Source organism: Bradyrhizobium sp. Pha-3, assembly GCF_042258325.1.
Classification (GTDB): Bacteria; Pseudomonadota; Alphaproteobacteria; order Rhizobiales; family Xanthobacteraceae; genus Bradyrhizobium; species Bradyrhizobium elkanii.
The window spans coordinates 5,725,024-5,743,641 of record NZ_CP170151.1; the positions used below are offsets into that span (position 1 = coordinate 5,725,024).

Here is an 18,618-nt window from a genome sequence, read left to right on the forward strand (position 1 = left end):
AGGAAGGTTGAACTACCCCAATGAAGCATCTCTCCACCCTCGAATTCAAAGACGCGCCGGAACTGTCGTCGGAAGAGCTCATGAAGAAAGAGCTCGCAGACCTGCAGGCCAGGCTCGAAAAGAAGTCGGCCGACGACCACGCCGCCCTCAAGCGCCGTATCGATGAACTGGAAGCCAAGGCATCGCGCTTGCCGATCGGCAATCGCAACACCGGCGATGACGCACTCGCGGTCGAGACCAAGGCCCTGAACAAGTTCCTGCGGGGCGGCGTTCAGGCTCTCGACGACATCGAGCGCAAGACGATGAATATCGGCTCGCAGGCGAGCGGCGGCTACGTTGTGGCGCCGGAGTATTCAACGCGCGTCATCGAGAAGCTGGTGCAGTTCTCGCCCCTGCGCGGCCTCGCCAGCGTCATGTCAATCGGCACTACCGAGGTCTATATCCCGGTTGTGACCGATCAGGCCGACGGCGGCTGGGTTACCGAGACCGGCCCGCGCCCGACCGGTGAATCGGCCTTCGATCAGGTGGACATCAAGACCTACGAATATGCAGGCGTCGTGCCCGTCTCGCGCCAGTTGCTGGAAGACTCGATTGTTGACCTGTCTGGCCTGCTTTCGCGGCATCTGATCAAGAAGTTCGGCAAGAGCGAGGCAGCGTCGTTCATGGTCGGCGACGGCAACGGCAAGCCGACCGGCCTCCTGCATACGCCCGGCAGCTACAGCCAGATCACGGCAAAGCAGGACGGCACCGATCTTCTCACGAAGCTCATCGATACGTTCTACGCGCTGCCCGACGCCTACGCTTCAGTCGGTTCCTGGCTGATGAAGCGCGAGACGATGGGCGTCATCCGCAAGCTGGATCCACCGGCAACCGCACCCTCTGGTCCGACAGCCTTGCGAACGGCACCCCGCCGACCCTGCTCAGCCGTCCGGTCTATGAGGCGATCGATATGGACCCGCTGAAGGGTGCAGGCAGCCCGGCGGCGGACACGTTCCCGATCGCGTTCGGCGATTACGCGAGCGCCTACCAGATCGTCGATCGCGTCGGCATGGCGATTCTGGAGGACCAGTTCACCGGTGCTGACAACGGCATCGTGAAGTTCCGCGCCCGTCGCCGCGTCGGCGGCAAGCCGGTCCTGTCTGAAGCCGTCGTTCTGGTCAAGGCAACGGCGTAACGGCTATGCGGCTCGCAAACGACGGAATCGCGATCAGCCTCGACAATGAGACGATCCATTTGCGCGCGACCTTGCGGGCCGCATTCCGCCTTGAACGTGCCTATGGCGGCTTTCAGAAGCTGTCGGAGGCGATCTATGCAGCCCAATTCAGCACCTTTGAAGAGGTGATCCGGCTGAGTGCAGTCGATCCGGATACCGCGCTCGACCGCTATTACAAATTCGTGCTCAGCAAGCCGCTGGTCGAAGTCGCCCGCGACCTTGTTGGACCGCTGCTCAAGTTCGTCGAGTTGCTTGCCGGTGTGGATGGCGAACAGTCGGACACCAAGTCAACCGGCACGCCCATGTCTTTCGAGGAAGGCTTCACCAAGCTATTCCGGATCGCCACCGGCTGGTTGGGCTGGACACCAGAGCAGGCGTGGAACGCCACACCCGCCGAGATCATGGAGGCCTACCAAGGCCGCATGGAAATGCTGTCGGCCATCTTCGGCAGCGGCAAAGACAAAGAGTCGGGCGACACCACCAGCACCAACATCAGTTCGGCGCGTGATCGTCTCGGCGCACTCGGCAACCTGACGGTCCACAACATGGCAGAGGTTCCGCTCTGATGCCGACGAAACCACCTCGCATTTGTTCCTGCGGCCGAAAGGTCGCTTCCGGCATCATGTGCGCTTGCCAGATCGCCCGCAAGGCCGCCCATGATCGTCGTCGCCCCACAGCGTCACAGCGTGGTTACGGCTCAGCGTGGCAGAAAGCCCGCACTGCCTACCTCGCCAAGCACCCGAACTGTGTCATGTGCGGCAAGCCTGCCAGCGTGGTCGATCACATCAAGCCGCATAAGGGAGACCAATCGCTCTTTTGGAATTCCCAGAACTGGCAGTCCTTATGCACTCATCACCACAGCAGCACCAAGCAGGCACAGGAACACGATGACCGCTGATTCAGAAGAAACCAGCGCATGCAAAGCCCTGTGGCTGGCCTTCATCAATCAAATGATCTCGGACGCCTGTGGCGTGGCTTGCACCGACCTAGAACGTCAGCAGGCTTACGATTACCTGTTCAAGCCCAATCGCCACCTCAACGAGGTGTGTGCGCTCGCCGAGCTTGAGCCGGACTTTGTCAGGGCAGCAGCACGCAAGCGTGTCGGCGCTTCGAAGCACGTGCGTAGAGAACGACCTGTGCAGCCCAAGCACACCAAGCTGGGCAGAACGCACACGATCAACGGCGTAACCAAGCGCATGATCGATTGGATCAATGAGTCACCAGTTAGCAGGGACACCATCTACAAGCGCATTCGGAATGGTTGGTCGGTTGAGGACGCACTGTTCACGCCAGCAAGGTTCAACGGCAAACCCGGGGGTGGGGTCGAAGGCACCACAAACGGCCGCCCAGACCAGTGCTCCCCCTCATCGTAAGCCGCATTCTATTTGGAGTTTTTTCAGTGATCACCCTCGACCAAGCCAAAGCCCATCTGAACATCACCACCGACCTCGACGACGCCCTGATCCAAGGGAAGTTGGACGCGGCGAAGGCTTGGGTTGGCTCATATACCGCGTCGGACGCGGATGCCGACACCGCACCGGCGCCGGTGCGTGAAGCCGTGCTGATGTTGACCGCCAACTTGTATGAAAACCGGGAAGCCAGCCTTGTGGGCGTCACGGCACAGGCGCTCCCGTTCGGTTTGCTCGATTTGTTGGCCCCGTATCGGGCGTTTGCGTTCTGATATGCCCGGTTTTGATCCCTCTTTTGAGCTTCAGGTTGTCATCCGTGGTCGCCTGTTGGCGCGCCCGGACCTCATGGCGATGATCTCGGCCGACAACGTGATGGACCTGACAGGCCGTCCGGAACGCCTGCCCAGCGTCATTATCGGCGAGGGTCAGACCCTCTATCAGCGATTCACAGCGACCGTTCACACCACCCTGCACGTTTGGTTCCAAGAGCCCGGCCTTGATCAGGCGAAGACAGCGGCGGGCCTGATCGTTGACGCCTTGCGCGTGGATGCCCAGCGCGACGGCAGCCTGACGCTGGATCACTTCACCGTCCTCGACATGCGCGTGTCGGACACCCGCTTTCTGCGCGACCCGCACGGCTCGTTCTCCCATGCCTTGATCAACGTCGCGGCCATCGTGAAGGAACGTTCCTAGTGCGTGCTGGCGACCTCGACCGCGTGATCACCATTGAGCGTCCGACGACCGGCATCAGCATGTCCGGCGCCCCTCTCCAGAGGTGGACCACCTTTGCCACCATGCGGGCGAAGGTGATGCAAATCAGCCTCAACGATGTTGAGAGCGCCAACCGGGGCAACACGTCGGACAAGACCATCGTGTTCCGCACCCGCTGGCTGGACGATCTCGATTTTGAGCACCGGGTTGTCTATCAGGGTGACGCTTACAAAATTCGGAACTTGAAAGAGCTGGGTCGCCGCGTCGGCTGGGACATCCTGTGCGAGAGGGTTGGACCGTGACCCTTACCGCTGAGCACCTTCGCGCTGTCCTTGAATATGACCCCATCACTGGCGCGTTCCGGTGGAGGATCGCACCCAACGGCAGCGTGAAGATAGGCGACGTTGCCGGTTCTCCACAGTGTGACGCCCGCTTGCAGATCACGATCGACGGTCGGCACTACCTCGCGCACCGCTTGGCGTGGCTCTATATGAAGGGCGACTGGCCCCCGCGTTGCGTCAGCTTCCGGAACGGTGACCGATCGGACGTGAGTTGGCAGAATCTCCGGCTGGCTTCGCCGAGACAGACAGCGCAGGGCCGCAAAACCCGCAACAAGCTCGGCGTCAAAGGCGTGACCTTGAAGCCCTGTGGCAACTATGCGGCGCAGATCGCAGTTAATCATCGCCGACTACACCTTGGCACCTTCACAACGCTCGAAGCCGCTGCAGAGGCCTACGCAAACGCCGCCCGCGAGCACTTCGGGGAGTTTGCCCGGCCATGAAGGGCACCAAACCAAACCTGCAGGCTGATCCCGACGCAATCGGCGATATGAAGCCGCCGACCTGGCTATCGAAGTTCGCGAAGGCGGAGTTCCGGCGCGTGATGCCCGACCTTTCGGTGCGCCGCATTCTAACGACGGCGGACCTTGGGTCGCTCGAATCCTACTGCATCGCGATCGGCCGCGTGCGCGAGCTTGAGGTGGAGTTGCGCAAGGGTTTCGATCCGAAGCTATGGCGCGCCCAGAACCAAGCAATGGTGACCGCACGCCAGCTTGCGGCCGAACTAGGCTTAACCCCGGTCTCAAGGGCAAGGCCGTCAGTCCGAGAAAACGAGAGCGATGCTGATTCCCTCGTGGATTGATAGCGGCGAAGAAATCCCGGACCCGTTCGGGTATGGCGCAAAGGCGGTGGATTGGCTTCGCAAATTGAAGCATCCGAGCAATCCAGCGCCCGGCCATCCGTTCCAGCTTGATCCGTGGCAAGAGCGGATCGTCCTTCGGATATACGGGCCGCGCCACCTCGACGATGTTTACGACGATGGAATTCTGGTCGCGCGCAAAGGCTCGCGGATCGTCCGGCGCGTGATCCTTGTCCTACCGCGCGGCAACCGCAAGACCAGCCTCGCCGCAGCGATGAACCTTCTGCATCTGGTTGGGCCGGAGAAACACCCGGGCAGCCTCATTGTGTCGGCGGCGTCGGCGCATGAGCAAGCGCTGGAACTGTTCCAAGAGGCCGCGCTGATCATTGAGCATGATCGGCGGTTGTCGCAGCACGTGAAAATCCTGCGCGGCAACAATCACACCATGACGTTCGGCAAACAGAACATCCGCTACAAGGCGGTTGCGTCGGACGGCAAGGTGCAGCACGGCAAAACGCCCAAGGTAGTGATCGCCGACGAATTGCACGCTTGGGAAGGCCGCGCCGGTCGATCTCAATGGGAAGCGCTAGAATCGGCACTGGTCAAGGTTCCAGAGACCTTGCTGATCATCGCGACGACCGCCGGTCGTGGTGAAGACAACCTAGCATTCGAGATCGTCCAACACGCAATCAAGGTTCAGAAAGGCGAGATCGACGACCCGGCGACCCTCCCCGTCATCTTCATGATGGAAGAAGGCGACGATTGGAAGAGTGAGGCCGTGTGGAAAGCCCTCAACCCGGGCATGCGTCACGGCTATCCCGATCTTGGCGGCTACCGCGACCGGGCGAAGAAGGCGATCGATTCCCCCTCGGAGCGTGACAGCTTCCTGCAGTTGAACCTGAACCGGTGGTTGGCAAAGACTAGCTCGCCGTTCGTTGAAATGTCGATCTACGACAAGGGCGACCGCCCCATCCCGGAAGGCATCGACAAGATGCCGTGTTGGATTGGCGTCGATATGAGCGCAACGACCGATCTAACCTCAGTCGTCGCGTGCGTCCCGCATGGTGACGACTACTTGATCCTGCCTTACTTCTTCTTACCGGCTAATAATCTGCGCAGTCGGGGTGACCGGGACGGCGCGCCGTATGTCGCTTGGGCAGAACAAGGTCTCTTGATTGCCACCCCCGGCAACGTGATCGACTATCGCGCTGTTGAGGCTTGCATCCGAGGCTTGTGCGAGCGTTTCGACGTTCGTGAGATTGGCTTCGATAGAGCGTTGGCCCAACCGGTCATGGGTCCGCTGATGGATGACGGGCTTCCGGTCGTCGAGATCAGTCAAGCTTGGCAGACTCAGACGCCAGCGCTCAACGCCCTCGAAAAGGTGATTCTGGAGGGTCATTTCGTTCACGCCGGTCATCCAGTGCTGCGCATGTGCTTCGCGAACATCGCGGTTCACCATTGGGGCAATTCCAACAGAGCTTTCCGGAAAGACAAATCAACGGGGCGAATAGATGGGGCAGTAGCTAGCTGGATGGCCGTGTCACGTGCTGTCGCTGGCGAAGGTGGCCTGTCTGTCTGGGATGATCCATCGGTGACCGTCGAAATGCTCATAGGGTGACACATGGCAAGTGAACAGGATGATCTCGAAGCATGGTTGCAGGCGCTCCCGGACAAGCTGCGCGAGCACCTGTCCGACGTGCTGCGCGAGCAAGCCTTTCGTCTTTCGGATGCACAGCGCCGCGCGTTGCAGTCGCTCGAACAGTTCCCGGAAACTGGCGCTTTAGAAGCGTCATGCACCGTGGCACCCGGCGCCGATAATCTCGAATACATCGTGCAAGCTGGCGGCGACATGACGACGAAGGAAGTCCGCGACGGTAGCGGTGTCTCATACGATTACAGCGAGGCCTTCGAATACGGGACTTCGCGGCAACTGGCGCGGCCGTTTTTCTGGCCGACTTACCGCGCGATGAAAGACGACATAGAGCAAGCAATCGAAGAAGCTGTTAGTGAGGTATTGAAGTGAGTGAAATTGATCTGTGTGCCCAAACCATCACGTGGGGCGATCAGGCCTATACCGTGAACCTGAATCATCCATGGGTTCGTCGCGTGTTGAGTTTCGCTGGCGTCAATGGGAAACCACCGGCCACGCTACTGCTTGGATTCGAGACGGGTTCCTACACCATCGAAGATGTTGAACGCATCTTAGAGCTAGGATTGATCGGTGCTGGTGTCTCCGAACGTGAGGCCGATCAGCTTTTGAACGATCACGTTCGCACCAAACCCATCGCCGAGAACGCCGGGACCGCCGCCGCTATTTTGTTCGCCCTCTATGCAGGAAAGCCCAATGCCGACGCCAGCGCTTAACATCCCCATCAAGGTTGTCGGTCTCGACGGCTTTAAGAAGAACATGACCGAGATGAACGTGACGGCATCTAACGCCGCGCGTGCCGTCACGGCTCAAACTATCAAAATGTCGGCCGGGTTTCTCGCCTCGCAGGGCGCGGCCGGTGCGGCTACGCTCGCTTTCGGCAAGATGCTGAGCGTCCTACGCCCAATCACGCTCGGCGTTACCGCAGTCGTGGACACGTTCGAGTTCCTTAAGAAGAGCATTGAGCTTGCAGGCCAAGAGATCGAAACGTTCAGCAACATCGCCGCTAAAGCGAGTTCGTCGGGCGTCTCGACCGACTTCTGGCAGCGATTCACGAAGTCAGCCCCAAATGCCGTTCTGTCGATTGATCAGGTTACGGAGGCGCTGCAGCGGTTCAGCCAAGCTTCCACCGATCGCTTGGGCGGCAGCGAGCTTCAGCAGCGGATCGACGAACTTGTGAAGGCAGGCAACTTCGCAGGCAACACCGGCGTGGGTGCCTTCGCTGGTGCATCCAACACCGAGCAACGCCTCCGTGCGATTGTCAGCTTGATCGATCAGGCCATGCAAAAGGGCCAACAGATGGCGGCGCTGGACATCGCGGGTAAGGCCTTTGGTGAGCCTGTCCGGGCGGCTTTGCAGGCCGATAGCAACTATCTCGACCAGATGCTTCGGAAGGCCGACGCTATGTCGAAGGCCGAGATCATCAGCCAGGACGACATCGGCCGCGTGATCCAGCTTCGCGACCGGATGAATGAAGCCCAACAGATTCTAGCTGACAAGTGGCAGCCCGTTCAGCGCGACATGGCCGAGTTGGGTCTCAATGCGCGGGACAACTGGGCCTCCGTGGTCACCACGTTCGCCCAGCTAGTCGGGCTCGCGGATCGGCTCTATGCGCTGGTGAAGGAAATTCCCGACGCCTTCGCGGCCATGGGTAATGCATCCATCTGGAAGAAGCTCACCGACCTAAGTGAACGGCTGGGATTGAATTCAGTCCCGGAAGGCCTTGAGACCGGCGTCAATATCCAGCGTCTCGACGCGACAAACCGTCTCCGCGCGGCAATGCTGAACCCCGCCAATACGCGGCGTGCGATGCAGGAAGCCACGACCGTGCAAGACGCGGTGCGGGGCGATACTTCTAAAGCTCCCGGTATTAAGACGGCCGCCGATCAAGACGACAAGGTTGATTCCGCGATCAACTCGCTGCGGAGGCATACCCAGATGCAGGAGGCCGACACGCGGGCCGTTGGTCTGGGTGAGGCTGCATTGGCCCGGTTCCGCGCGGAGGCCGCAGAAACGGCAGCCGTGCAAGCCAATGGCGGCAAAGAGACCGCCGAGCAGGCCGCGCAGTTTAAGGCACTGCAGCAGCGCGCCGGTGAAGCCGCTGAAGCGCTGGCCAAGGCGAGAGTGAACAACGACATCAGGCGCGGGCGGCAAACCGCGCTATTGGACCCGCAGGATGTGCAAATCGCCGAGCAGTTAAAGGGTCTCTATCCGGACGTGGCGACGGCCCTCAACTCGACCGAGGCCGCAGCTATGCGGACCAATGAAGCGTTGCGGGAGATCAGCAACACCGTGTCCAACTCGCTCACGACCGGGCTGACTGACCTGATCGACGGCACCAAGAGCGCCGGTGACGCCTTCGCCTCGATGGCGAAGTCCGTCATCCGGAGCATTGAGGAAATCATTGTAAAGCAAGCCATTGTCGCGCCGCTCATGCGCTCGTTTGGTCTCGGTGGCACCGGCTCGATCATTCCGGGCTTCGCCGACGGCACCGACTATGCGCCCGGTGGTTTGGCGCTGGTCGGCGAGCGCGGCCCCGAACTGGTCAACCTTCCGCGCGGATCGAGGGTGATCCCGAACCATGTCAGCGCAGCGATGGCTCGCGACATCTCCAGCGCCACCGGCGCCGGTTCGGGCGGAGCCATGGTCAACAGCAGCAGCTTCACGGTCGCACCGACGATCAATGTCAGTGTGCAAGGTAGCCCCGGCCAGTCCAACGCTGACCATCAGGCCATGGGCGAGAAGATCGCCCGGCAGATCGAGCCAGCCATTCGCCAGATCGTTGCGAAAGAAATTCGAGGGCAAATCAGGCCCGGCGGCATTCTGAAGAGGTAATCATGACACTCGACACCTTCACCCCCGCCCCGCCGCCGAGCCCGGGAACGAAGCTTTCCCGCGATATCAAAACGCGCAAGGCGGAGTTCGGCGACGGCTACACGCAGGAAGGGCCGGACGGCTCCAATCCAATCAGGCGCAAGATCAGCCTCACTTGGGACGTGCTCCTACCCGAACAGCAAGCCGCGATCGTCGCGTTCCTAGAGGGCCACATCACGACGCCGTTCTATTACACCCCGGCGAACGGCATCACGCGCAAGTGGAAGTGTGTCGGCGTGGAAGAGACGTTCGATACGCCGTTCTCGCTGACCGCGAACCTAGAGCAGTATTTCGGGCTTGATGCCTAATCGGCCGTGAACTGAGCGCAAACCTTCGACCGGGCGCTATATTCATCCATTGAAGAAAGGCCAACCGCCCGGAGAAAGCGGTTGGCCTCTAGCAGGAGCCGAACTTGACGTTGCTGACGAATAAGTCCGAACAGGATGATTATAGCCAACCGACTGCCGTTCTGCAGGACAACCGCGAGAAAAAGCGGTCCAATAATGTTTCGCCGTCTCGGTCCAAAAAAGTTTCACGTGTCCGACGTTCCAACGCAAAGGACACCCGCATATTGCAGAGGATCGAAGCCTTTCCGGTGCCTAGTGACGGTGTGTCATCTTCAGTGGCGCACTCCACCCCGCCACATACACCCCTCACCCCTTCAACCAACCACCACATCCCCGTATGGGCTCACACGGGCGATAGGGTCAAAGCGGTGTTCGCGACCGGCGCCCTCCTGATCGCGGACACCCCCGCCGTGGCATTCACGTTCAACCTGACCGACGACGCCATAGAGCGAGCCAAGGGCCACCCAGCGGGCTTCCTCGATGCCCTGAAGCGGCCCTTTGATGCCCACCTCAAGCGGGCGTTCGGCACGGTCTTCCCCTACTGGTTCGCGATCGACATGAACGAGGAAGGCCGATTGCACATCCATGGAGCGTTCTTGCCGCCTGCGACCACGATCAGGACCGTCCGGAAGATCAGAGGCACCATGAAGGCTGCTTGGGGCGAATGGAAAGGCCCCGGCAAGCGAAAGCAACTCCGGTTCAAGACGCTCTATAGCGACGACTGGGCGACTTACTGCATACGCAACCAACGGAAGGTCGGGAAGTTGATCGGCCCCCGGACTTTTACGGTGACGCAGCCGCTAGGGCAGGAAGCCAAGTCTGTCTACATTGAGATTCGGCGGATCATGAGAGGGCGAGCTTGACGAAGGAACGGCTAAGCAAAGATGCAGCGGATGCATTCCGGCTCCTCCGGGCGTTCCGCTCGATCCGGGACCGTGCTGCACGACGACGTGTCGTCGAGACGGTTGAGGCCATGGCAAACGGTGAACAAGCGCCTGGCCGACGACGCCGTGTCAGTGATCACTGATCAAAATAAAGTTGAACCGGCCAACTAGCTGTTCTGACTCGCACCCCGAGTCAGTGACGGCTGACAATTCGCCATTCCCGAAATTGTCGACCTTGTCTACGGTTTCCAAATCGCTGATGCATGGCGCGTTGCATCACCACCTTGGGAGTTCGAAATTGATTGAGACCTTTCTTTCGCGCGCTCTCCACCAAGCCTGCGTCGATCGCCTGATCCCGGTCGCGGGGCAAGGCGACGTTGATCTGATCCACCGCGCGGTCGGACCGCTGTTGCTTGACCGTCCCGGTTTGGCGGAACGGCTCGCTGAACTAGACGGCTGCCCCTTCAGCGGCGTCGTGACGGTGAATGAGATCAAGATCGCACTAGGCGAGTTCGGCGATATCTGGCCGACAAGCATCTGGCCGCACGTGATGACGGCTGGCTTCGACTAGCTTGGGAACCCGGCGCAGACGGCGCCATCGCAACCCGTGGAGATTGATTTTCGCGTCGGAATCGGCCAAAAAACCGCCGGATTACCCCTTGTTTTCTCTGATCCGCTTATTAACTATTTGGTAACATAGAGCTTTTTTGGAACCCGGGCCGATCGCGGGGGTTGATTTCGGACTGGGCAGATGCCACAGTGAATATGCGTCAAGTAACGCTGACCGCGTGCACACGATGGCTCTCAGAGCCAGTGTCTAGCGATGGTCTCTTGGATCCTGCTGCGGGTTCAAGGGGCCAGAGGCATCAGAGGCTAAACGATCTTGCGGGTTCTAGAGCCCCCTTGATTGTGGCGTCGATGCACTAAGGCATGTGAGAATGAGTTCTCGAAAGGTCAAGCAGCACACATTGAAGCCGAAGGCTTCATCTAAGTGAGTTATTTGAAGGAGCATAAAAAGCCCGCATTTTTGCGGGCTTTTTTATTACCTCAGTGCGTCACTCGGGGCGATATTGATGTGCGTGCGCGCCTGAAACGACTGGTCGCCATCGTGACAATTCGGGAACTCCCCTTTGATGTGTCCCGTTTCATACTGACAGTCGTAGTGGAACGTCGTGTCGTAACGCGCTCCAAGTCGAAAATACCCGTTCACCAAACAGCGCTCATCGTGAGGAGGCTTACCGGACGGTCCGCCGTGTCGCGCACCCGCCTTTGACGGCCCATAGAAGCGGATCGCATTCCCGTTCTCAAAGAAGGTCTTCTTATGGCTTTCGCGGCTCGCTTGGATATTCCCGCTTGCCAGCAGCTTCTTCAACGGTGCGTCATAGTCCCCGTCCGTCGTCAACCGTTGAACCTCCAGCAACAAGCGCTCCAGGTCCTTCGATTTGAAATTGCGCACCGGAAGCAGTAGCGGAGTTCGACTGTCTCGCTCTTGAAACTCCTTCTTCAAAGCCCGCGCCAGCTTACCGGCCCGGAACACCTCAATCCTAAGTTGGCGAGCTAGATCAAGGAAGTCTTTGTTGTGTGGGCGATCCACCGCGAACGCGATGGGCATGAAGAGCGGACCCGGCATCCTTAACCGAAGCTGATCGACCTGATCGTCGCTGGCATTCACGACGAGAACGAGGGCGAATGCCTCATAATCCTTTGTGACTTCCGCATTTGCGATGTAGGCTAAGTTGATCTTGGTCGCTATCGAGTGGGTATCGCTTGCCGCGATCGTCGTCAGATGGTCGGCCTTGTCCAAGAACATGCCGCGGTGACGCTCAAGTCCCTCTTTCAATCCGTGCGGCGCATTACAGACAATAACGACACGTTTCATATTTTCTTGTCGTTCAGAGCTTTGACGATGTGCATCGGCAATGAGATCGAGCTCAAGTCACCAACAGGGATGCTATCGAGGAAAGCGTCGAGCACTGATCGTTGAGTTGGCAACCTTACGCGCGTCGTTTTGTATGGCGCGAGATCGATGTTGTTCTTTCTAGCCCAGTCTTCAATTTTTCCTGAAACGACGGGATATGAACGATCGCTTGGATCGCTCGACTTCGCAGCATCGTCCCGAGAGATGACTCGATGCCCATTCGGCGGATTCACATTCTCGGCGATATCCTGCACGTGGATGACTTCACCGAGTTTGATGATACGAACGAAGCCGACCTCGATCGGAGAGGAAAACGCATTCCAAAGCTCTGAGGCATACCTCACCAAAGTGTGGGGCGCGGGGGCTACACTACTGGCACCCTCGCTGCTCGCCCGTCGCTCTCCGAACCGAACCGTGGAGGGGTCGACGGTGGCTGGCACTAATCCCCACTCTATCGGCTTGCTCGGGTTCTGAATTAGATGAACGTCACCAGCTAGCTCGGCTTGCACGTATGCCTTGAACTTGCGGCTACCGAGTTCGGTGTAATAGTCGTTAGGAAATTCCTTCCTAAGCGCGATGCCAAGCGGTGCAAGCAAATACGGTTGGCGCGCCGTCCAGCTTTGCTGAACAAGCTCCACAAGTCGCTGCTGAAATTTGTTTCCCGCCCTCACGCATCAACGATATTGTGATTGACGTGCGATAGTCAAGCAATGTCCTAGCGATCCGGCGAACATCGTGGCTCGATGGGCCTACAATCCAAGTCCGTCGAACATCAGCCGTTCGATGGCATCTTTCATCGCTTCCACAGGCTGACCGTGCTCATAGCCCGCACCGGCGGACTTATCAGAGTGCCCAGCAAGCTGGTCCCGCATGTCCTTCGGCACACCGGCCATCTTCAAGCCCGACTTGAAGGTGTGACGGAATGAATGCCACGTCTTGCGACCGTCAACGATGCCGACCTTCTTCAAATAGGTGACGTTGAACCGGCGCGGCAGATAGCGGGGGAAGTAGTGGTCGATCGTCGCCGTATCCTTCGGCGCCTTCGCCTTAGCGTCCATCCCCTCACGATACCAGACCGGGAATAGGTGCGTCTCTTTCCGCTTGCGGAGCCCGGCGACATACTTCTCGAAGCCGAGGGCCAGCAACGTGCTGTGCACCGGCACCAGCCGTTGCGAACCGATGTTTTTGGTCTGCTCTTCCACCGCGATCACCAGCACACCGCGCTCCGTGCGAACGCTGTTGAGCTTCACCTGTGCCAATTCCGAAGCGCGCAAGCCGCTGAACAGCGAGATCACCATCGCCCATTCGCGCTGGCCCCACTTACCGTCTGGGGCGAAGTGCTCGCCGAACAACCGCCCGAGATCGTCCGGCGTGAAGTTGACGCGGGGCGGCTCCGAAGCCTGCACGGCATCAGCCTTGATTCCAGCCGCCGGGTTGTCCGGAATGATATCGCCGCGCACTGCCCAGTTCAGGAAGGCATGCAGGCGCGCCAGATACTTGTCATTGACCGTCCTGGCATCGAGGAGTGGATACGGTTTCGCCCTCGCCTTGTTCGCCTTGATCGCGTCCGGGAATGTCATCCCGGGGAAACGCTTGGTGTAGTTCGCAGGCGCTTCCGCCAGCGCCCTCTTGAAGCCATGCACGTGCTGTCGGGTAAGCCGGTAGATCGGCAATAGCTCCCCTATTTGCTCTTCGAACATGCGGATGGTGACGCGGTTGTCGTGGCGGGTGCGATCACCGGTCGCCTTCTCTGTGGCGAACTGTTCGGCGAGATCACCCAGCGTCCGTTCGCTGTCCGGTCCGAGTATGCGCGCGGCCAGCGGATCGCTCGCGGTAGGCGCGCTCTTCGCTAGCGCCGGGTGGCCCGGCACATAGGTGAAATCCCCGTTGTCGCGGGCCGCCCGCGCCTTCAGGGTCTCAAGCTGGACACCGGCGAGCGTGCGGGCCAACTCGCGCCAAGCCGGGCTACCGTCAACCACATCGGTATTGCCGCGCTCCCGGAACCCATCGATGGCCCAGCCTACTGCCGCAGCAGCCTCCTCGTTCGAGAACCGCCCGCTGGCGACGTTGCGCAGGGTCACCTCATAGGCAGGCTGGAAGAGCCGCGCATGCTCATCGAGCCGGATGCCGATGACTGCCGGATCAACGGACCGCTCCGCGTCGTCAAGCGCAAGCTCGGAACTGAAGTGGGCCTTGGCGAGGTTCCCGGGGCTCAGGATGCGTCCCTCGCGCGGTGGGCGCGCCAGTGGCTGGCTCACGGCCGCGCGCTCCTCCCGGGCCGCATTAAGCTGGTCCTGCATGCGGCCGATCGCGCCGGGGAGCTTCCGCTTGGCAACGGTGAGATCGGGACCCAGCGCCTCCAGCAACTCACGCTTGCCGATGATCGGCCGCAGTGCCGCAGGGACGGCTAGGCGCGCCCAGTAGCGGCCATTGCGATCGAGCAGATTCTTGGTTTTGGCGGGTGACTTTGAAGCCATGGCGAGCGGCGGATTCCACAGAGTTTTGGGAAAAACTTTGTAGCACTCCTCTGGGCACCATGTCTCTAAAATCGCTATTGTTTTTGTGCTTCAACGGGATGACCTATGTAACGATTGCAGTCCCACCGCCCGCACCAGCCTTCGCGTGCCACGCGCACCCGAGCGGGTCAGCGTCGTGTTTTCCGGCTGTGGCGCAGTTCACACGCCGCGATCGCTGACTGTCGTAGTCTTCCCGCATTGGAAATTCCGGCCGCGCATTTCCGCGGCCGTCGCATGTCGAAATCAATTTTGGTCGGAGGCGGCGATGGAGATTGCGAAGAGCAATCAGATTGCAAACTGCAATCGGATTGCTGGCGGCAAGGCGCGCGATCATTGTGCCTCTACGCTCCAGCATGGCGACGATGCGGCTCATTGCAGCAACGGGCTCAATGCACGGAATTTCCGCGACGCGACGCCCGACGACCGCGCGATCTACCGGCGATGGATCCGCAGCGCGATCATGGTATGCGGACTGCTCGCGTTTGCCGCTGGAGCGGTGGTCTGGATGAACGGAACCGGTATTGGACCGACGCAGCTCACGAGCCTGTCGAGCCCGAGCAGTATGAGACCAGACCACGGCGATTAGCGGCCGCCGGTTCGGAACCCGTGCACTGCATCTTCGTTGTCATGCCGCAATTGGAGCATGACGATGCCGAACGACGATCCATCCGCACAGCGCGCAACCGACAAATGCGATCAGCGCAAGGAGCGCCCCTCCCCGCCGCACAGCGCGCCACCAGGCGGGCCACCGCTTAGCGACGGACTGGAGCAGCTTCGCGACAGCCACACCTGACAAGCGACAGCGAAAGAAAGAAAAATGGCCGGGACAAGTCCCGGCCATTCGTTTGCGTCAAGCCGCAAGCTTACTCGGACTTGTCGATATTCCAGAAGATCGGCGTCGCCGGACCGTCGAGCACACCGGTGAGCGACTTCCGCCAGGCGCTCGGAATGGTGTACTGGCCGAGCGGAATGTAGATCACCTGATCGTAGGCCTCGGTCTGGATTTCCGCGGCGATCTTCTTCTTTTCCTCAGCCGAGCCGGCGCGTGCGAACTTGTCACGCAGCTCCTCGATCTTCGGGTCTTCGGCCCAGCCGAACCAACCGCCATTCTTGCCGCGCCCGGTGATCGACGCGTTGACGATCGGATCGGAGACGTCGGCCGCAACCCAGTTGGTGAAGAACATGTTCCAGCCGCCTTCCTTCGGCGGCTTCTGGCTGGCGCGGCGGGTCACCACGGTCTGCCAGTCGGTGGCTTGCAGGTCGACCTTGAAGCCGGCCTCGCGCAACTGCTGCGCGGCCACGACAGGCTGGGCCTTCAACGTCGTGACGTCGCCCGGCGCCATGATCACCACGGGGGTGCCGTCATAGCCGGACGCGGCGAGCGCCTTCTTGGCTTCCGCCAGGCCGTTGCCCTTCACCAGCGTTTCGGCCCCGACGTCGGTCTCGAGCGGCGTGCCGCAGACGAAGAAGGCGCCGCAGATCTTCTGGTACTTGGCGTTGCCGACCAGCGCGTCGAGCACGTCCTTCTGGTTCATCGCCAGGAACGCAGCCCGGCGCACCTTCGGATTGTCGAACGGCGGATAGAGGAAGTTCATGCGTCCGAGGGTCTGGAAGCCGAACTTGTTCAGGACGTCGATCTTGAGATCCGGATTGGCTTCGAGCACCGGCAGCATGTCGAACGGAAGGTTCTCCATGAAATCGATGTCGCCGGATTGCAACGCGTTCACCGCGGTCTGCGCATCGGCCATCGTGACCCACTCGACGCGGTCGACCTTGACGACCTTGCCGCCCGCGGTCCAGCTCGCCGGCTCCTTGCGCGGCACGTAGTCCTTGTTCTTCTCATAGACCGCCTTCACGCCCGGCTGGAATTCCGCCTGCACGAATTTGAACGGTCCGGAGCCGATCTGTTCCGGGATCGGCTTGTCCGGCGGCGTCTCGGCAAGACGCTTCGGCATCATGAACGGCACGCGCGACGACGGCTTGCCGATCGATTCCAGCACGAGGCCGTAGGGTTCCTTCAGCTTCAGCGTGATGGTCTTGGCGTCGGTCGCCTCCAGGCTCGCGACGAAGTCCATCAGCTTCTGGCCCATGCCGTCGACCTTGCCCCAACGCTGCAGCGAGGCGACGCAGTCTTCCGCGGTGACCGGCGCGCCGTCGTGCCATTTCAGGCCGTCGCGCAGCGTGAACGTATAGGTCAGCTTGTCGTCGGAAACCTTCCAGTCCGCCATCTGCGGCTGGATCTTGAAATTGGAATCCGTCGCCAGCAGCGTGTCATAGATCATGTAACCATGATCGCGGGTGATGTAGGCCGTGGTCATGATCGGATCGATGACGCGCAGATCCGAATGCATCACCGCGGTGATGGTCTTGCCCGCGGCCATCGCCTGCGGTGCGAATGACAATTCCTGCGGCGCGAACGACAGCGCGAGCGCCGACAACGCAGCCGCTAGCGTGCGGCGCTTCCAACGCGAGATAGGGAACATGCAATCTCTCCTGACATGTAACTGGTCAAAGCCGGCTTATTCGTTATGCATGCGGTTCGTTATTTAGGCGAACTAACATGCTGTATGGCTTGTGAAATCGAGACTTGCACCAAGCGCCAAGCGCGTCAATCGGTTTCAGGTCGCATCGGACGTACACAAACGAATGAGGCCGCACGCCAGATTTTGGCTTTACAAAATCGTCGGCTGAGATTTTCGTAACGCGCGCGCGATGCCGGCGCCGTCAGAACAACAAGAGAGAAAAACGATGAACCCAGCCAATCTCCCCTTTGATTCCGAAACGATGCTGCAGGGCCTGCGCAGCTGGGTGGAATGCGAAAGCCCGACCTGGGACGCGGCCGCGGTCGAGCGCATGCTCGATCTCGCCGCCCGCGAGATGGCGATCATGGGTGCGACGATCGAGCGCATCGCCGGACGCCAGGGCTTCGCGGGCTGCGTCCGCGCCCGTTTCCCCCATCCGAAACAAGGCCAGCCCGGCATCCTGATCGCCGGCCATCTGGACACCGTGCACCCGGTCGGCACCATCGAAAAGCTGAAGTGGCGGCGCGAAGGCAACAAGTGCTTCGGGCCGGGCATCTTCGACATGAAGGGCGGCAACTATCTGTCGATCGAGGCGATCAGGCAGTTGGCGCGCGCCTCCTTCACGACACCGCTGCCGATCACCGTGCTGTTCACCCCCGATGAAGAGGTCGGCACGCCGTCGACGCGCGACATCATCGAGGCGGAAGCCGCGCGCAACAAATACGTGCTGGTGCCGGAGCCCGGTCGGCCGAACAACGGCGTCGTCACCGGCCGCTATGCGATCGCGCGCTTCAATCTGGAAGCCACAGGCAAGCCCAGCCATGCCGGCGCGACGCTGTCTTCCGGGCGTTCCGCGATCCGCGAGATGGCGCGGCAGATCATCGCCATCGACGGCATGACCACCGAGGACTGCACGTTCTCGGTCGGCATCGTGCATGGCGGCCAGTGGGTCAATTGCGTCGCGACGACCTGCACCGGCGAAGCGCTCAGCATGGCCAAGCGCCAGGCCGATCTCGACCGTGGCGTCGAGCGCATGCTGGCATTGTCGGGCACCGCCAACGACGTGACCTTCAAGGTGACGCGCGGCGTCACGCGCCCGGTGTGGGAGCCCGACGCGGGCACCATGGCGCTGTATGAAAAGGCAAAGGGCCTTGCGGCGGCGATGGGTCTCGATCTGCCGCACGGCAGCGCCGGCGGCGGCTCGGACGGCAACTTCACGGGCGCGATGGGCATCCCCACGCTCGACGGCCTCGGCGTTCGCGGCGCCGATGCGCATACGCTCAACGAACATATCGAGGTCGACAGCCTCGCCGAGCGCGGCCGCCTGATGGCGGCATTGTTGGCGACGCTGGACTGACATCGATTGCACTGCACAACACGTTGGCACTGCCGGACCGAAATTTAGCCTTGTCCATTTTTAAGGCTTCGCCTACGGTCCG

At 60.6% G+C, this 18,618-nt stretch carries 22 protein-coding genes; 18 read left to right on the forward strand and 4 right to left on the reverse strand.

Features of this window, described 5'->3' with window-relative positions; all coding sequences use genetic code 11:
* The first annotated feature begins 20 nt into the window (after positions 1-20).
* From ACE10X_RS27155 to ACE10X_RS27230, 16 genes are all read left to right on the forward strand, one after another.
* Complete coding sequence (locus tag ACE10X_RS27155; RefSeq protein ID WP_375763075.1) at positions 21-962, forward strand: phage major capsid protein; 942 nt, start codon at positions 21-23, stop codon at positions 960-962.
* On the forward strand, positions 917-1,174 hold the full coding sequence (locus ACE10X_RS27160; RefSeq protein ID WP_375764611.1) for a phage major capsid protein: 258 nt from the start codon (positions 917-919) through the stop codon (positions 1,172-1,174). Before ACE10X_RS27155 ends, ACE10X_RS27160 begins: the two co-directional genes overlap by 46 nt.
* 5 nt (positions 1,175-1,179) lie before the next feature.
* On the forward strand, positions 1,180-1,779 hold the full coding sequence (locus tag ACE10X_RS27165; protein WP_375763076.1) for a phage tail assembly chaperone: 600 nt from the start codon (positions 1,180-1,182) through the stop codon (positions 1,777-1,779).
* A gap of 321 nt (positions 1,780-2,100) precedes the next feature.
* On the forward strand, positions 2,101-2,586 hold the full coding sequence (locus ACE10X_RS27170; RefSeq protein ID WP_375763077.1) for a hypothetical protein: 486 nt from the start codon (positions 2,101-2,103) through the stop codon (positions 2,584-2,586).
* Between the two features lie 26 nt (positions 2,587-2,612).
* Entirely contained in the window at positions 2,613-2,894 is a 282-nt protein-coding gene (locus ACE10X_RS27175; RefSeq protein ID WP_375763078.1) for a head-tail connector protein, read from the forward strand.
* A 1-nt stretch (position 2,895) separates the two neighbouring features.
* Positions 2,896-3,315: a DUF3168 domain-containing protein gene (locus ACE10X_RS27180; protein WP_375763079.1), complete on the forward strand. Its 420-nt coding sequence runs from the start codon at positions 2,896-2,898 to the stop codon at positions 3,313-3,315.
* The gene (locus tag ACE10X_RS27185) at positions 3,315-3,635 is read left to right on the forward strand and encodes a phage head closure protein (protein ID WP_375763080.1); all 321 of its coding nucleotides are present in this window, start codon (positions 3,315-3,317) and stop codon (positions 3,633-3,635) included. Before ACE10X_RS27180 ends, ACE10X_RS27185 begins: the two co-directional genes overlap by 1 nt.
* Positions 3,636-3,766: 131 nt before the next feature.
* Positions 3,767-4,114, forward strand: a complete 348-nt coding sequence (locus ACE10X_RS27190; RefSeq protein WP_375763081.1) for an HNH endonuclease — start codon at positions 3,767-3,769, stop codon at positions 4,112-4,114.
* Positions 4,111-4,473: a P27 family phage terminase small subunit gene (locus ACE10X_RS27195; protein ID WP_375763082.1), complete on the forward strand. Its 363-nt coding sequence runs from the start codon at positions 4,111-4,113 to the stop codon at positions 4,471-4,473. The genes ACE10X_RS27190 and ACE10X_RS27195 overlap by 4 nt, the downstream gene beginning before the upstream one ends.
* The gene (locus ACE10X_RS27200; RefSeq protein WP_375763083.1) at positions 4,451-6,088 is read left to right on the forward strand and encodes a terminase large subunit; all 1,638 of its coding nucleotides are present in this window, start codon (positions 4,451-4,453) and stop codon (positions 6,086-6,088) included. Before ACE10X_RS27195 ends, ACE10X_RS27200 begins: the two co-directional genes overlap by 23 nt.
* A 3-nt stretch (positions 6,089-6,091) precedes the next feature.
* Positions 6,092-6,493, forward strand: coding sequence for a hypothetical protein (locus ACE10X_RS27205; protein ID WP_375763084.1), 402 nt, complete (start codon positions 6,092-6,094; stop codon positions 6,491-6,493).
* A complete protein-coding gene (locus ACE10X_RS27210; RefSeq protein ID WP_375763085.1) occupies positions 6,490-6,834 on the forward strand; it encodes a gene transfer agent family protein in 345 nt (114 codons plus the stop codon). The genes ACE10X_RS27205 and ACE10X_RS27210 overlap by 4 nt, the downstream gene beginning before the upstream one ends.
* Positions 6,815-8,953, forward strand: a complete 2,139-nt coding sequence (locus tag ACE10X_RS27215; protein ID WP_375763086.1) for a hypothetical protein — start codon at positions 6,815-6,817, stop codon at positions 8,951-8,953. The genes ACE10X_RS27210 and ACE10X_RS27215 overlap by 20 nt, the downstream gene beginning before the upstream one ends.
* A 2-nt stretch (positions 8,954-8,955) precedes the next feature.
* On the forward strand, positions 8,956-9,300 hold the full coding sequence (locus tag ACE10X_RS27220) for a phage tail protein (protein ID WP_375763087.1): 345 nt from the start codon (positions 8,956-8,958) through the stop codon (positions 9,298-9,300).
* Positions 9,301-9,404: 104 nt separating this feature from the next.
* The gene (locus ACE10X_RS27225; RefSeq protein WP_375763088.1) at positions 9,405-10,202 is read left to right on the forward strand and encodes a hypothetical protein; all 798 of its coding nucleotides are present in this window, start codon (positions 9,405-9,407) and stop codon (positions 10,200-10,202) included.
* Between the two features lie 319 nt (positions 10,203-10,521).
* Complete coding sequence (locus tag ACE10X_RS27230) at positions 10,522-10,794, forward strand: hypothetical protein (protein ID WP_375763089.1); 273 nt, start codon at positions 10,522-10,524, stop codon at positions 10,792-10,794.
* Positions 10,795-11,265: 471 nt separating this feature from the next.
* Here the strand turns inward: ACE10X_RS27230 and ACE10X_RS27235 are convergent, their stop codons facing one another.
* From ACE10X_RS27235 to ACE10X_RS27245, 3 genes are all read right to left on the reverse strand, one after another.
* The gene (locus ACE10X_RS27235) at positions 11,266-12,102 is read right to left on the reverse strand and encodes a hypothetical protein (protein WP_375763090.1); all 837 of its coding nucleotides are present in this window, start codon (positions 12,100-12,102) and stop codon (positions 11,266-11,268) included.
* Positions 12,099-12,779, reverse strand: a complete 681-nt coding sequence (locus ACE10X_RS27240; RefSeq protein WP_375763091.1) for a hypothetical protein — start codon at positions 12,777-12,779, stop codon at positions 12,099-12,101. Before ACE10X_RS27240 ends, ACE10X_RS27235 begins: the two co-directional genes overlap by 4 nt.
* A gap of 111 nt (positions 12,780-12,890) precedes the next feature.
* Positions 12,891-14,618 (reverse strand): tyrosine-type recombinase/integrase, encoded by a 1,728-nt coding sequence (locus ACE10X_RS27245; protein WP_375763092.1) that lies wholly within the window; start codon positions 14,616-14,618, stop codon positions 12,891-12,893.
* A 304-nt stretch (positions 14,619-14,922) separates the two neighbouring features.
* Between ACE10X_RS27245 and ACE10X_RS27250 the strand changes: the two genes are divergently transcribed.
* Positions 14,923-15,243, forward strand: coding sequence for a hypothetical protein (locus ACE10X_RS27250; protein WP_038383300.1), 321 nt, complete (start codon positions 14,923-14,925; stop codon positions 15,241-15,243).
* A 277-nt stretch (positions 15,244-15,520) separates the two neighbouring features.
* Here the strand turns inward: ACE10X_RS27250 and ACE10X_RS27255 are convergent, their stop codons facing one another.
* The gene (locus ACE10X_RS27255; RefSeq protein ID WP_038383301.1) at positions 15,521-17,140 is read right to left on the reverse strand and encodes an ABC transporter substrate-binding protein; all 1,620 of its coding nucleotides are present in this window, start codon (positions 17,138-17,140) and stop codon (positions 15,521-15,523) included.
* A gap of 265 nt (positions 17,141-17,405) precedes the next feature.
* Here ACE10X_RS27255 and ACE10X_RS27260 point away from each other — a divergent pair, with 265 nt between their 5' ends.
* Positions 17,406-18,536, forward strand: a complete 1,131-nt coding sequence (locus tag ACE10X_RS27260) for a M20/M25/M40 family metallo-hydrolase (RefSeq protein ID WP_026192961.1) — start codon at positions 17,406-17,408, stop codon at positions 18,534-18,536.
* Positions 18,537-18,618 lie beyond the last annotated feature (82 nt).